11 protein-coding genes are annotated in these 14,343 nt (G+C 53.1%); 6 read left to right on the top strand and 5 right to left on the bottom strand.

Going from position 1 to position 14,343, the window contains the following annotated elements; genetic code table 11:
* Positions 1 to 277: 277 nt before the first annotated feature.
* The 4 genes from lpdA to ABD920_RS03800 form a co-directional block, all read right to left on the bottom strand.
* Entirely contained in the window at positions 278 to 1,681 is a 1,404-nt protein-coding gene (gene lpdA, locus ABD920_RS03815) for a dihydrolipoyl dehydrogenase (protein ID WP_345156901.1), read from the bottom strand.
* 33 nt (positions 1,682 to 1,714) lie between these two features.
* On the bottom strand, positions 1,715 to 2,071 hold the full coding sequence (locus tag ABD920_RS03810; protein WP_345156899.1) for a four helix bundle protein: 357 nt from the start codon (positions 2,069 to 2,071) through the stop codon (positions 1,715 to 1,717).
* A gap of 127 nt (positions 2,072 to 2,198) precedes the next feature.
* A complete protein-coding gene (gene odhB / locus ABD920_RS03805) occupies positions 2,199 to 3,797 on the bottom strand; it encodes a 2-oxoglutarate dehydrogenase complex dihydrolipoyllysine-residue succinyltransferase (protein ID WP_345156897.1) in 1,599 nt (532 codons plus the stop codon).
* 108 nt (positions 3,798 to 3,905) lie between these two features.
* A complete protein-coding gene (locus ABD920_RS03800; RefSeq protein WP_345156895.1) occupies positions 3,906 to 6,665 on the bottom strand; it encodes a 2-oxoglutarate dehydrogenase E1 component in 2,760 nt (919 codons plus the stop codon).
* Between the two features lie 636 nt (positions 6,666 to 7,301).
* Between ABD920_RS03800 and ABD920_RS03795 the strand changes: the two genes are divergently transcribed.
* The 3 genes from ABD920_RS03795 to ABD920_RS03785 all read left to right on the top strand — a co-directional run bounded on the left by ABD920_RS03795 (position 7,302) and on the right by ABD920_RS03785 (position 9,972).
* Positions 7,302 to 7,604 (top strand): WYL domain-containing protein, encoded by a 303-nt coding sequence (locus ABD920_RS03795; protein ID WP_345156893.1) that lies wholly within the window; start codon positions 7,302 to 7,304, stop codon positions 7,602 to 7,604.
* 67 nt (positions 7,605 to 7,671) lie between these two features.
* On the top strand, positions 7,672 to 8,151 hold the full coding sequence (locus ABD920_RS03790; protein WP_345156892.1) for a very short patch repair endonuclease: 480 nt from the start codon (positions 7,672 to 7,674) through the stop codon (positions 8,149 to 8,151).
* Positions 8,152 to 8,217: 66 nt separating this feature from the next.
* Positions 8,218 to 9,972, top strand: coding sequence for a M28 family metallopeptidase (locus ABD920_RS03785; RefSeq protein ID WP_345156891.1), 1,755 nt, complete (start codon positions 8,218 to 8,220; stop codon positions 9,970 to 9,972).
* Positions 9,973 to 10,055: 83 nt separating this feature from the next.
* Here the strand turns inward: ABD920_RS03785 and ABD920_RS03780 are convergent, their stop codons facing one another.
* On the bottom strand, positions 10,056 to 10,712 hold the full coding sequence (locus tag ABD920_RS03780) for a DUF5602 domain-containing protein (RefSeq protein ID WP_345156889.1): 657 nt from the start codon (positions 10,710 to 10,712) through the stop codon (positions 10,056 to 10,058).
* Between the two features lie 508 nt (positions 10,713 to 11,220).
* Between ABD920_RS03780 and ABD920_RS03775 the strand changes: the two genes are divergently transcribed.
* From ABD920_RS03775 to aspA, 3 genes are all read left to right on the top strand, one after another.
* Positions 11,221 to 11,415, top strand: a complete 195-nt coding sequence (locus ABD920_RS03775; RefSeq protein WP_345156888.1) for a hypothetical protein — start codon at positions 11,221 to 11,223, stop codon at positions 11,413 to 11,415.
* Positions 11,416 to 11,556: 141 nt separating this feature from the next.
* A complete protein-coding gene (locus ABD920_RS03770; protein WP_345156886.1) occupies positions 11,557 to 12,741 on the top strand; it encodes a ribonuclease D in 1,185 nt (394 codons plus the stop codon).
* A gap of 29 nt (positions 12,742 to 12,770) precedes the next feature.
* Entirely contained in the window at positions 12,771 to 14,180 is a 1,410-nt protein-coding gene (gene aspA, locus ABD920_RS03765; RefSeq protein WP_345156885.1) for an aspartate ammonia-lyase, read from the top strand.
* The last annotated feature ends 163 nt before the right edge of the window (positions 14,181 to 14,343 follow it).

Raw genomic sequence — 14,343 nt, 5'->3', positions numbered from 1 at the left:
GTAAAAACAGTTTTGATATTTGCAATTATTTGTAAGAAATATTTTTTTGAAGGAAAGAGATACTGATTTAAAGCGCCTTATACAGGAAAAAAGCGCTATTTAAATTATTCAGCCACTGAAGATCTCGCAGTGTCTGGAGGTCCCGCGAGCGGCTGCACCACGAAGCGGCAGTCCTTCTCCGGACACTGCCAGGGACTGCGCACGCTGCCGGGCGTAACAAGAAAACAGCGCCACCTCTTACGGGGTGGCGCTGCCTGTATATAGATCGAAGCTGCTTTTATATATGAATGGCGCGGTTTTCCGTTGCGGCTAAACAGGCCTCTTTCATGGCTTCGGCATAGGTGGGGTGCGCGTGGCTCATGCGTGCCACGTCCTCGGCAGAGGCGCGGAATTCCATCGCCGTCACGGCCTCGGCAATCAGGTCCGCGATGCGCGGGCCGATCATGTGCACCCCAATGATCTCGTCTGTCTCCTTATCGGCCAGCACCTTCACGAAACCGTCCGTATCCATCGAGGCCTTGGCACGACCGGAGGCCTTGAACGGGAATGACCCGACTTTATAAGGGCGTCCCTGCTCCTTCAGCTGCTCCTCGGTAAAGCCCACTCCCGCCACTTCTGGCCAGGTATAGACCACGCCCGGTATGAGGTTATAGTTGATGTGCGGCTTCTGCCCCACGATCTGCTCGGCCACCAGCACGCCTTCCTCCTCGGCCTTGTGTGCCAGCATGGCCCCGCGCACCACGTCGCCGATGGCATAGATGCCGTGCACGTTGGTCTCGAGGTGGTCGTTCACGGCAATCATCCCGCGGTCGCCCATCTGCACGCCCGCGTTCTCCAGGCCCAGGCCCTCGGTGTAAGGCTTCCGGCCAACCGATACCAGCACATAGTCGCCCTCAAACGTCACCGTTTCACCTTTCGGGTTCTCGGCCGTCACTTTCACGGTCTCGCCTTCGTTGGTGGCGCCGGTTACCTTGTGGCTCATGAAGAACTCAAAGCCCAGGGTCTTCTTCAGCACGCGCATCAGTTCTTTGCCCAGTGCGCGGTCCATGGTCGGGATGATGGAGTCCATATACTCCACCACCTGCACTTTCGTGCCGAGGCGGGCATATACCGACCCCAGTTCCAGGCCAATCACACCGCCCCCGATGATGATCATGTTCTTCGGCACCTCCGTCAGCGTCAGCGCCTCGGTAGAGGTGATAATGCGCTTCTTGTCGATGGGCAGGAAAGGGAGGGTCGTTGGCTTGGAGCCTGTGGCGATGATGGTTTTATCCGTCTCGATCTCCTGCACATTGCCATCCACACCCGTTACCTTGATCGTGTTCTTGTTCACGAAAGAGCCCAGGCCGTAATAGGTATCGATCTTGTTCTTTTTCATCAGGAAAGCGATGCCGTCGTTGTTCGACTTCACGACCTCCGCCTTGCGCTTGATCATCTGCTGGATGTTCACCTGCAGGTTGTCGAGCTCAATGCCGTGCTCCTGGAAGGTATGCGCGGCGTTGTGAAAGTGCTCCGAGGAATCGAGCAGCGCTTTCGAAGGGATACAGCCCACGTTCAGGCAGGTACCACCCAATACAGTATATTTCTCAATGATCGCGGTTTTCAGGCCCAATTGGGCGCAGCGTATCGCCGCCACATACCCACCAGGCCCCGAACCGATAACGGTTACGTCGTATTTCACGTCTTAAAATAGTTAAGAGTTTAAAGTTATGAGTTAAGAGTTGGTCTTCTTAGATGTGAGGATGATACTGCTCAGCATCTTCTGCAACTCTACGCAATCTCTATATATGCTTTCAAAGGCTGCGGTTTCCAATAGTTCAGTTGCGTGTAGCAAGCGTAGCCAATAGCCTGTTTCCCGAGCTTCTTTTAAAGCAATATGCAGCTTATGTATAAAATCTGACTTAGATTGTGCTGCTACGGCTTCTTCTGTATTAGCACCGATAGGAGTACCACTTCTGACCAGTTGCTTTGCCAGAATAAACTCGTGCTTCTGGTCTTTCAGAAACATGTACAAATTTACAATTCGAATTGCAAACTGAAACGATTTCTGGGCTACTATACTGTCGGCCATAGCTTTTATAGTTAAGAGTTAAAAGTTATGAGATAAAAGTGGTTTTCGAATAAAAGAGTAAAATCTTCGTAATCACCTTTCAACTCATAACTTTTAACTCTTAACTGCGCTTATTGCGCAGGCGGCGTTAGACGCCCAGCAATAAGCGCATCGGGTCTTCCAGCAGCTCTTTTACGCGCACCAGGAAGCTAACAGACTCGCGGCCGTCGATGATGCGGTGGTCGTAAGACAGGGCCAGGTACATCATCGGGCGGATCTCCACCTGCCCGTTCACGGCAACCGGGCGCTGCACGATGTTGTGCATGCCTAAGATAGCCGACTGCGGCGCGTTGATGATCGGCGTCGACATCATGGACCCGAACACACCGCCGTTGGTGATGGTGAAGGTACCGCCCGTCATCTCCTCGATAGACAGTTTCCCGTCCCGCGCTTTCTTTGCCAGCCGTACTACTTCCTTCTCAATACCATCCAGCGTGAGGCTCTCCGCGTTGCGGATAACCGGCACCACCAGGCCTTTCGGGGAAGACACGGCAATGGATATATCACAGAAATCATTGAAGATCATATCGTTTCCGTCGATCTGCGCGTTCACCGCCGGCCACTCCTGCAGGGCCACTGTACAGGCCTTCGTGAAGAACGACATAAACCCAAGGCCTACCTCGTGCTTCTCCTTGAACTGCTCCTTGTACTTGCTGCGGATGTCCATGATCGGCTTCATATCCACCTCGTTGAAGGTAGTGAGCATGGCGGTATCATTTTTCACCTGCACCAGGCGGCGGGCCACTGTTTTGCGCAATGAGCTCATTTTCTCGCGGCGCTGGTTGCGCTCTCCGGCAACTGCCTGAGCATTGCCGCCTGCTGCTGGCCGGGTCTCTGCCGCTGGTTTCGCAGCCGGTTGGGCCGGTCTGGCCTGTGCACTTTGGGCGTCCTCTTTTGTGATGCGCCCGTCACGGCCTGTGCCCTGCACATCTGCCGCATTAATGCCTTTCTCAGCAAGTATCTTTCCGGCGGCCGGTGAGGGTGTGCCGGAAGCATAGGTCTGGTTGCCGTAACCGGTGGCGGCGGCAGGTTGTGTCGCTGATTTAGAGGCTACCTGCTGTGTGGCGGCATCCTGTTTGGCAGCAGCCTGGGCATTTGCCTCTGCGGGGCCCGCACCGGCAATTATCTTGCAGATGGTGGCGCCAATCTCGATCGTGTCGCCTTGCTGGGCCACAATCTGCAGGGTACCACTAGCCTCGGCTGGCAATTCGAAGGTGGCCTTGTCAGACTCCAGTTCCGCGATCACCTCGTCCATTTCCACATGGTCGCCGTCCTTCTTCAGCCAGCTGGCTATCGTCACTTCCGTGATCGACTCCCCTACCGTTGGAACCACCATTTCGACGGTCTCACCGGAACTACCGCCCTGTGCAGCGGCAGGAGCCGCCTGCTGTGGCGCAGCAGCGGAAGAAGCTTTTTCAGCTGCAGGGGCCGCTGGCGCAGGAGAACCGGCACCGTTCTCTTCAATCCGGCAGATGGTGGCGCCCACGTCAATGGTCTCACCTTCCTTAGCTATGATGCGTAAAATGCCTGCTCCTTCGGCTGGCAGTTCGAATGTGGCTTTGTCAGATTCCAGCTCAGCAATCACCTCATCCATCTCCACACGGTCACCGTCTTTCTTTAGCCACTGGGCTATGGTTACCTCAGTGATCGACTCACCTACGGCAGGCACTTTAACTTCTAAGCTCATATATTAAATCTATTATGAATTACGAATTTTGAGTTACGAATAATAAAGAAGGTTGACGGTGATACCATTTGATTCCGCTTGCCTTTCTTTCAGATTTTTTATCTCTGGCTAGATCGAAAACGCACGGTCTATGATCTCCTGCTGCTCTTTGGCGTGCACCTTGTTATACCCTGTGGCAGGCGAGGCGCTGGCCTTACGCGATATCACGTCCTCTACCTCCCTGCGCATCAGACGCAGGATATAGGTCCAGGCACCCATGTTCTCCGGCTCTTCCTGTACCCAGTATATTTTTGCGTTCCCGTACTTACTTAGCTCTGCGGCCAGCTGCATTTTGGGGAACGGCGCCAGCTGCTCCAGGCGCACAAGGGCCACATCCTGGCGGTTGTTCTTCTGCTGCTCTTCCAGCAGGTCGAAGTACACCTTGCCGGTGCAAAGCAATACCTTCTTCACGGCTTTGGCATCGGCGTAGTCATCGCCGATCACCTCCCGGAAGCCGCCCGATGTGAAATCCTCCAGCGGAGAGCTTACCAGCGGATGGCGCAGCAGCGACTTGGGCGACATGTTGATGGCAGGCTTGCGGAATGGCAGGGCCAGTTGGCGGCGCATCATATGGAAGAAGTTGGCCGGCGTGGTGATATAGGTCACGAAGATATTGTTCTCGGCAGCCAGCTGCAGGAAGCGCTCCGGCCGGGCGTTGGAGTGCTCCGGGCCCTGTCCCTCGTAGCCGTGCGGGAGCAGCATCACCAGGCCGTTCATACGCTGCCACTTCGATTCTGTGGCTGTGATAAACTGGTCGATCATTACCTGGGCCCCGTTTGCAAAGTCACCGAACTGGGCCTCCCATATCACCAGGGCATTCGGGTTCGCCATGGCGTAGCCAAACTCAAAGCCAAGCACTCCATACTCCGATAAGAGCGAGTTATATATCTCAAATGATCCCTGCTTCTCGGCCATATGGTCCAGGCTGCTGTACGGTGCGCTGGTAACCGCATCGTGCAGCACCGCGTGGCGGTGCGAGAAAGTGCCGCGCTGCACATCCTGTCCGCTGAAGCGAACAATCTTGTCATCCAGCAAAATGGAGCCGTATGCCAGCAGCTCACCGGCCGCCCAGTTCAGTTGCTTCGCCTCAAAGAACATCTCCTTGCGCTCTTTGATCAGCTTCTCGATCTGCTTCAGCGGCTTGAAACCCTGCGGCAGCTCCGTCAGGGCCCTGCCCACTGTTTCCACTGCCTCTGGCGAAATACCGGTATCCGGCGATTGGTTAAAGTCTTCGGGCGTGGAGCGGCGCAGCTCCTGCCAGTCTTTCTCCAGCACCTGGTAATTATAAGGCAACGGCTTCTGCTTCACCATGTCGAGGCGGTCTTGCAGCATCTGCCGGAATTCCTTGTCCATGTTCTGCGCCAGTTCTGCGTCAATCTCACCGCGGCTGATCAGGCTCTTGTTATATATCTCGCGCGGGTTGGCGTGCTTTGAGATGATGTTGTACAGCTGTGGCTGCGTGAACTTCGGCTCGTCTGCCTCATTATGGCCATGGCGGCGGTAGCACACCATGTCGATGAAGATATCATTGCCGAACTTCTGGCGGTATTCCGTAGCGAGGCGCACGGCAAACACCACGGCTTCCGGATCGTCGCCGTTCACGTGAAGCACCGGTGCATCAATTATTTTAGCTACGTCTGTGGAGTAGATGGAAGAGCGGGCATCCTCAAAGTCAGTAGTAAAGCCAACCTGGTTGTTGATCACAAAATGAATGGTGCCGCCCACCTGGTAACCGCTCAGCTTCGCCATCTGCGTTACTTCGTACACAATGCCCTGGCCTGCCACGGCTGCATCCCCGTGTATCAGGATCGGCACGATCTGGCGGTCATCATGGTCATACATGCAGTCGATCTTGGCACGCACGAAGCCTTCCACCACCGGGTTCACCGCCTCCAGGTGCGAGGGGTTCGGGGCCAGTTTCAGGTTTACCTTATGGCCTGATGGCGTGTCTACTTCCGAGGAAAAGCCCATGTGGTATTTCACGTCGCCATCGCCCATCGTCAGGTCCGGCACGGCCGTGCCTTCAAACTCAGAGAAAATCTGCTCATAGGTTTTGCCCATGATGTTGGCCAGCACGTTCAGGCGGCCGCGGTGCGCCATCCCGATCACGACCTCCTTGGCACCAAGCTCGGCGGCTTTGTCGATGATGGCATCGAGGGCAGGGATGGTTGTCTCGCCGCCCTCCAGCGAAAAGCGCTTCTGGCCCAGGAACTTCGTGTGCAGGAAGTTCTCAAACACCACCGCCTCGTTGAGCTTAGAAAGGATGCGTTTCTTATAGGCCAGGGTCGGATCAAAACTCAGGTAGTCCTTTTCTATTTTTTCCTGCAGCCAGGTAAGCACCTCCGGGTTGCGGATATACATATACTCATAGCCGATGGCGCCCTCATAGATCTTCTTGACGGCATCCACTATATCGCGCAGCTTGGCAGGGCCGATTCCGATTATCTCCCCAACCTGGAACACAGTGTCCATATCCGCCTCGGTCAGGCCGAAGTCCTTCAGGTCCAGGTAGGCTTTGCGGTCCTTGCGCTCGCGCACCGGGTTGGTCCTGGAACGGAGGTGGCCGCGGCTGCGGTAGGCATATATAAAGTTACGCACGGCCACTTCTTTCTCAGACTCGCCCTGCGACGCAGCGGTCCTGGCAGGAGCAGCGGTTGTCGCTACTGTTTCCATTTCCTGGCCGTTCCCGTTGTAGGCGGAGGAGAAGTCGAAGCCTTCAAAGAACTTTCGCCACCCGAACTCCACTGACTCCGGGTCTTGCTGATAAGCCTTGTACAACTCATCAATATAATCGCCGTGCGCGTTGGCGATATAGCTATATTTGTCCATAAATAATGTACTCCTTTTGTATTAAGGCAAAGTTATAGGTATAATATGAATATCAAATATCGTGTAACCGCCTAAGCAAATATAATTAAAAATCAAACACCTTCTCTTCTTTAAACCCCTTCCGTGGCCCGCATGTTACAGAAAAGAAGAATCTGTGCCATTATAATTAATCGCCGTAAGTTAAATAAAACGTGCACAACCTCCCACCTTTTATGGCAGGATTATGTGATCAGTCACTTTTGGACAGTAAATCAGGCACTTACACTTACATAAATGAAACACTAAGCTGCTGAATTACTTTTTAGTGCATATCAGACCTGCCTGTCATATGCCTATAGGGGACACACTTGCTATGAGAAGACAGCAGGCAAAAATATTTTTTGACCGCTACACAAAAATGTTACTTTAACTGACTTTTGTGTCTGCTGCGACTGCCGGTTACATGGTTCCTCTCCTTTACAAATATATTTTACCTTCTTCAGCGCCCGCACCCTTTGCAGTTCTTATGTTACCTTTCACCCTTTTGTTTCCTGTACATCCTATAGATTGGTTTATATATTTATATGAGTCACCTGACCTTGTTCGAGGGGACCAGGTGCCTCCGAAAAAAGTCCGAAGGTCAAAATTTCGAGCCGCATGTACAGTCAACTGTTAGAAGAGCTTTCGAGAGCGGTGGGCGCAAGGCTTCTCATCTGCTTCGACTACAGCGGCGAAACGTATATAGTAGAACCGCATCTGGTGGGCAGCAACCAAAGTAACGAAGACTGCCTGTGCGCCTGGCTCGACAGAAAGCATGCCATGGGCAAGAAAGCCGGCTGGCACTGTTTCCTGTTCAGCGGCATGAAGAACGTAAAGCTGCTCGATGACAGGTTCAGCCGCAAGCGCCCCGGCTACGACCCCTATAACAGCACTATGAACCGCATCTATTACCGCCTTTAACTGGGCCCGGGCGCGGCACTAACTTCTTCCGCCCTATGTTCTATAGCTGCACAAAGGCATTTCTACGTTGGCAGCAAAGCGCAAAAAGAGAAAGTACAAGGCCCCGCCACCTTCCCTGACGGCAGCGGAAAAAGTAAGCCGCTACATGCGGGGCAATAAGAGTAAAAACACCCGGCCTGAGCTCGTGGTGCGGAAAGCGCTCTGGCATGCCGGCTTGCGCGGTTACCGGGTACACTGGCCCAAAGCGCCGGGCAAACCCGACATCTGCTACCCCGGCCGCCGACTGGCCATTTTTATACATGGCTGCTTCTGGCACCGCTGTCCCCACTGCCAGCCTTCCTTACCGAAAACCAACCTGACTTTCTGGGCAGATAAATTTGAGAAGAACAGAATCCGGGACGCCCGGTACCAGTTGCAGTACCGCGAGGCAGGCTGGCAGCGCATCGTGCTTTGGGAATGCCAGTTGCAACAGAACTTAGCCGGCAGCCTCACGTTAATCCAGGAACTGCACCGCGGAGTGCCCTCCAGCTGGGAAGTAGCCGCTTAAACAGCGGGAAGCACAGGCCGCGTGGCAACTGTCAAACTTGAACGAACAAAAGCGAAACCAATCCCTATGAAGAAGAATATTCCGCTGCTTTGCCTGCTGGTTCTGCTGGCAATAGGCTGCAACGAGAGCTCCCGGCAAGTGGGCGAAGAAGAGGAGGCAAGCGCCGCCGCTTCTGCCGCCGCCGATAGCACCGCCCTGGAGCCTGCCCTGCAAAGCATAACCGCCGCCGATATCCTGAAGCGCACCAAAGTACTGGCCTCCGACGCCTTTGAAGGACGTGCGCCGGGCACAGCGGGCGAAGACTCCACCGTAAGTTACCTGGTTCGCCAGTTTAAGGCGCTGGGCCTGCAGCCCGGCAACCCCAATGGCACCTTTGTGCAGAAGGTGCCGCTGGTAGGCTTCACTGCAAAGCCAAAGGCAACTTTCAAAGCTGGCGGCCAGACAATACCGCTCAACTTCCCTTCCGATTATGTCGCTATCACCAAGCGTTTCGTGCCCGACATTGCTGTTAATAACTCTGAGATGGTGTTTGTGGGATACGGCATTGTGGCCCCTGAATACGGTTGGGACGATTACAAAGGCCTGGATGTAAAGGGAAAGACCATTGTGATGTTGATCAACGACCCGCCCATCCCAAGTGCAGCCAAGGCCGGCGAGTTGGACAGCACCATGTTTGGCGGTAAGGCCATGACGTATTATGGCCGCTGGACCTATAAATATGAGATTGCCGCCGAGAAAGGCGCTGCCGCTGCCATCATCATCCACGAAACAGAGCCCGCTGGCTACCCTTACGAAGTGATATCGGGCAGTTGGAGCCGCGAGAATTTCGACGTCAAAAAAGCGAACAACAACATGGACCGGGTTTCGGTGGAGGCCTGGATAACGATGGCAAAGGCGCAGCAGCTTTTGTCAGCTGCCGGCAAAGACCTGGAGCAACTGAAGCAGGCGGCTGTGCAGAAAGACTTTAAGCCGGTGCCGCTGAACGCCACCGCCAGTTTCAGCATACAGAACGAGCTGCGCGAGATAGAGTCGCAGAATGTGGTGGCTAAGCTGGAGGGCGCAGACCCGCAGTTGAAGGAAGAGTACGTGGTGTACACGGCCCACTGGGACCACCTGGGCAAGGACGAGACGCTGCAAGGAGACCAGGTATACAATGGTGCGCTGGATAACGCCTCCGGCACGGCAGGCCTGGTAGAACTGGCCGAGGCTTTCACGAAGATGCTCACCAAGCCGAAGCGCTCTATCCTGTTCCTGGCCGTGACGGCAGAAGAGAAGGGCCTGCTTGGCTCAAAATACTACGCAGAGAACCCGCTCTACCCCCTGAACAAAACCGTGGCCAACATCAACATGGACATGCTGAACGCCTATGGCCCCACCGAGGATGTGGTGGTGATCGGATACGGGAACTCGACGCTGGAGGATGTGCTGGCAGAGGCCGCCGCTACGCAGAACCGGCGCATAGTGCCGGAGGCATCCCCGGAGAAAGGCTCTTTTTACCGCTCCGACCATTTTGAGTTTGCCAAACAGGGCGTGCCGGCCTTATATGCCAAATCCGGGGAAGTGGCGCGCGACCAGCCTGCCGATTACGTAAAGAAATGGAGCGACGGCTATACGGCCCAAAGCTATCACAAGCTCTCTGATGAAGTGGGCGACGACTGGAACCTGGAAGGCGCCGTAGAGGACCTGAAGCTTTTCCTGCGTGTGGGGTACAAAGTGGCCAACACCGAGAAGTACCCCGAATGGAAACCCGGCACGGAGTTCAAAGCCAAACGGGAGGCCTCACTGGCATCGCCAGCCGATAGCACAACCACCGTGCAGTAGCAGCACCTGCCCCATATAACTTCTTCTATATAAATGCCTCCGGCACTCAAGTGTACCGGAGGCATTTATATAGAAGCGCATGCTTATTGAGCCATCCTGTATTTCATGTTCCGGAGCGAGATGATGTACTCCCCTGGAATAGCATCATGGCCTACGGAGTAGGCAGTCGGGTAATAGCCCGTCTTCTGCACTTTGAGTGGCTGCGCAACAGGAGCGGCTACGCGTGTATCTGCGCGTAGTCCTTTCAAATAGTCAACTGTTATCATTGGCTCATAGAAGATAACCTGATTGTTGTAGGCGCCATAGACGAAGGTCTTGGTAAAGGCATGGCCATGGAATTCGGGTGAAGTCGCATCCACCCAGTGCACGCCCATGCCTGGCACTGCCATACCCATCAGAGGGTCAGGCAACCCTGTCACATAATTCTCAGGGATATAGTTCTCCATAAATGTGGGCGTATGCGCATGCGGTCCCCCCGGAATGCTTTCCCTTTCTGCATCCGAAATCATGTAGAAGTGAAAGTCGAAGTGAGGATGCGTGTATATAGGATCAGGATCGTGGCCGCCCGGGTTCCAATCGACCATGATTGCCTGGTAAATTGTAGACGACATTTGCCTGGGGGGGTGCAGCGTATATATGGTCGGCTCTTCAGGCAGCCCCTCCAGCGCTTCTTTTGTCATATTGATTCCGACGGCTAAGGGTTCCCCATCCGCTGACAGCCTTACCCAGGTCCGGGCCATGCCATTTCCGATTTGGGTCTCTGGCCCGTAGTAGGTGTTGGTATTGTCATTTCCATCCGGTAAAAAATCTTCTAGCTCCTCACAACCAGCTAGCAGCAGGAACGATAAACAAAACAGCGGCAGTGCCAGCGCATTTCTGAATAATTGTTTTCTCATAGCAGTAGATATATGAATATAAATAATCCTCCGTAGGTAGCTTATTTACTGGCCACTAAGCCTGGTAATAGAGGTTATATATACGTACTATTCACATTCTATGACTTTAATTATATTTTTTTAAACTAAATAAACAATATTTTTCACCTTCTTTCTGGCTGCGTTCACCTTCAGGATGTCATTCGCTGCCAGATTCTTCCTTTCACATAGCTATTGCGCCCGTTAACTTCAAAAAACCATATTTATGCATACACATAGGGTTACCTCCCCTCTCTTTTCGTATAAAGAGTACAAAACCAATAAGAATACGATTATGAAAAATACATGGAAATTAGCTTTTGTCGCCTTCACTATGTTTGCTTTCACTGCATGTAACAGCGAGGAAAACGCGGCAACAGAATCTGAGAATATTGAGACAACAGACCAGATCGAAACAGATATGGAGACTGATATGGACATGGCCGAGGACACTACCGTTCTGGAGGATACTACAGTTAACGACGGTGTAGCGGATGACATCCAGGAAGAGCAGCCTCCGGTAGAATAACCAAGCCATCAGATAGAAATATAAAAGTCCCTGCCACATAGCAGGGACTTTTTTTATGCGTACAGGTGTAGCATATATAGCACGGCATAAAAGGAAGAATACAGATGGTATATATATGCTGTAACCTTTTTATCTTTAGGAATGGAAAATATAACGCTCACGCACGATGGCGTAACCATAAAGCTAATTGAATCGGATGGGCAGCTACAGGAGGCAGTCGCTCATTTGCGCCAGCACAAGGAGCTTGCCCTTGACCTAGAGTTTGATCAGAATCGCTTTACCTATGGTTTTAACCTGTGCCTAATACAGATATCGGATGGATGCGGCACCTGCTACATCATCGACCCTTTCACTATCAATGACCTGCAACCGCTCTTCCGGGTATTGGAAGACAAGTCCATCACTAAAATTATCCATCACTCCAACAACGATATTCTGCTGCTCAACAAGCTAGGATGCAATATCCGGGGCGTACTGGACACGGATGTGGCCGCCAAAATCCTTAATTATGAGCGGTCGTCGCTGGCTACCGTGATGAAGGAGGAGTTCAGCCATGAGGTGGACAAGTCGCAGCAGTCAAGCAACTGGAACACGCGCCCGCTCACGGAGGCGCAGCTTATATATGCGGCCATCGACGTGATTTACCTGCACCGCGTAAAAGAGAGGCTGGTGAAGCAGATTGAGGAAGTGGGGCGCCTGCACTGGCTGCAGGAAGAAAACCAGTTGCTGGAGGCCCTGACTTATATCGAGTCGGAGAACCCGCATATGAAGCTCCGCAACGCCTTTCGGCTCAATTATTATCAACAGTTCATCCTGAAGGAACTGTATGCATTCCGGGATGAGATGGGGAAGCAGCTGAACAAGCCCTCGTCATACGTGATCTCAAACGAGGGCCTGGTAGAGCTTGCCAATAACCCGAACACCGATGTGCACGAGTGGCTAAACCACACCAAAGGCATTCACGGTGCGCTTAAAAGGCCGCGCAACGAGAAACTGCTGAAAGATGCCCTGGATCAAGCCAAGGAAAAAGCGAAGGCCGAGAACATCAGCCATGATTACCCACAAAACCGTTGGCAGCGCCCGCCCCGTACCCCAGAAACTGAGAAGCGCAAAGAGGAGCTGACAGCGGTGCAGAAGCAACTGATTGCCACCTATGGCGAGTTTGCGACGAGGCTGATCATTAACCAGAGCCTGATTACGGACTACAGCATAACGGGCCAGTTGCGCTGCACGAAGCAGTATGCCACCGATATTTTATTCCAAACAGCCGCTGCCCTGGATGTTCCGCTGCCGAAACCATCCCTGAGAACAGCAGATGAGTTATAGCCCTCTTCTTATATATAACTGGCAACAAGATGCGCGAATTTAGAGTTGAGCATGATTTTCTGGGTGAGAAAGAAATTCCGGACGAACTGTATTATGGCATTCAAACTGCCCGTGCCTTAGAGAATTTTTACATAACAGGCATCCCTATATCCAAGGAACCTCTTTTTATTCAAGGTTTCGGCTACGTGAAAAAAGCGGCCGCCATGGCCAACCGCGACTGTGGCGTGCTGGCCCCAGCAATAGCGAACGCCATTTGCCAGGCTGCGGACAAGCTGATCGACGGGGAGTACCTTGATCAGTTTGTGACGGATATGATCCAGGGGGGCGCCGGCACCTCCGTGAACATGAACGTCAACGAGGTGATCGCTAACATTGCCCTGGAACTGCTGGGTCACCAGAAGGGAGAATATGACTACGTGCACCCCAACAACCATGTTAATTGCTCCCAGTCTACGAACGATGCGTACCCTACCGCTTTCCGACTCGCGCTTTACAGGAAGATAGAAGGCTATATAAAAAGCCTGGAGGCCCTGGAGCAGTCTTTTGCCAGAAAAGGGAAAGAGTTTGTGAATGTGCTGAAGATGGGCCGTACGCAAATGCAGGATGCCGTACCGATGACATTGGGTGCTGAGTTCCACGGCTTCTCCACCACCATCAAAGAGGACATTCAGCGTCTGAAAGAGTCGCTTCCCCTCATCTGCGAGATCAACATGGGCGCTACGGCAATCGGCACCTCTATCAACGCCCCGGAAGGCTACCCGCAGATCGTAACCGAACATCTCCGCAACATCACCCGGATTCCGGTTGTGCTTGCCGAAGACCTGATCGAGGCCACCTGCGATACCGGCGCCTATGTGCAGGTATCCGGCATCTTAAAGCGGACAGCCGTGAAGATATCGAAGATATGTAATGATCTGCGCCTGCTGTCGTCTGGGCCAAGAGCGGGTATAAACGAAATAAACCTGCCGCGCATGCAACCAGGCTCCTCTATTATGCCCGGCAAGGTAAACCCGGTGATTCCGGAAGTCGTGAACCAGACCGCTTATTATGTGATAGGGGCCGATATAACCATCACTATGGCAGCCGAAGCAGGCCAGTTGCAATTGAACGTGATGGAGCCGGTTATCGCTTACAGCCTTTTCACATCTCTAACATATATGAGCAATGCCTGTTATACGCTACAGGAAAAATGCGTGGATGGCATCACGGCCAATGAGGAAATATGCAAGAACATGGTGATGAACAGCATCGGCATTATTACAGCACTTAATCCGATCTTAGGATATGAAGAATCCTCCTCTATCGCGAAGGAAGCTTTGGCAACTGGTAAATCAATTCACCAGATCACGGTGCTGGAACGCAAGCGCATTACGCAGGACAAGTGGGATGAAATTTATTCAATAGAAAACCTGATTCACCCGAAGTTCATTACCCTATAATACATTATCCTATTGCCCGCACAGCAAGGAGGCCCTGGCTATATATAGCTAGGGCCTCCTTGCTGTGCGGGCGGGTGGACTGGCAGGGCCGGCCCCGCTGAACGCCCGCTTCCATGGCAAAGGCGCCTGCCCCGGGCGCATACGGCTGGGGCAGGCGCCTTTG

Source organism: Pontibacter saemangeumensis, assembly GCF_039541895.1.
GTDB classification, from domain to species: Bacteria; Bacteroidota; Bacteroidia; order Cytophagales; family Hymenobacteraceae; genus Pontibacter; species Pontibacter saemangeumensis.
Note: the sequence above shows the minus strand (reverse complement) of the source record. Positions and strands in the feature narration are given on the sequence as shown.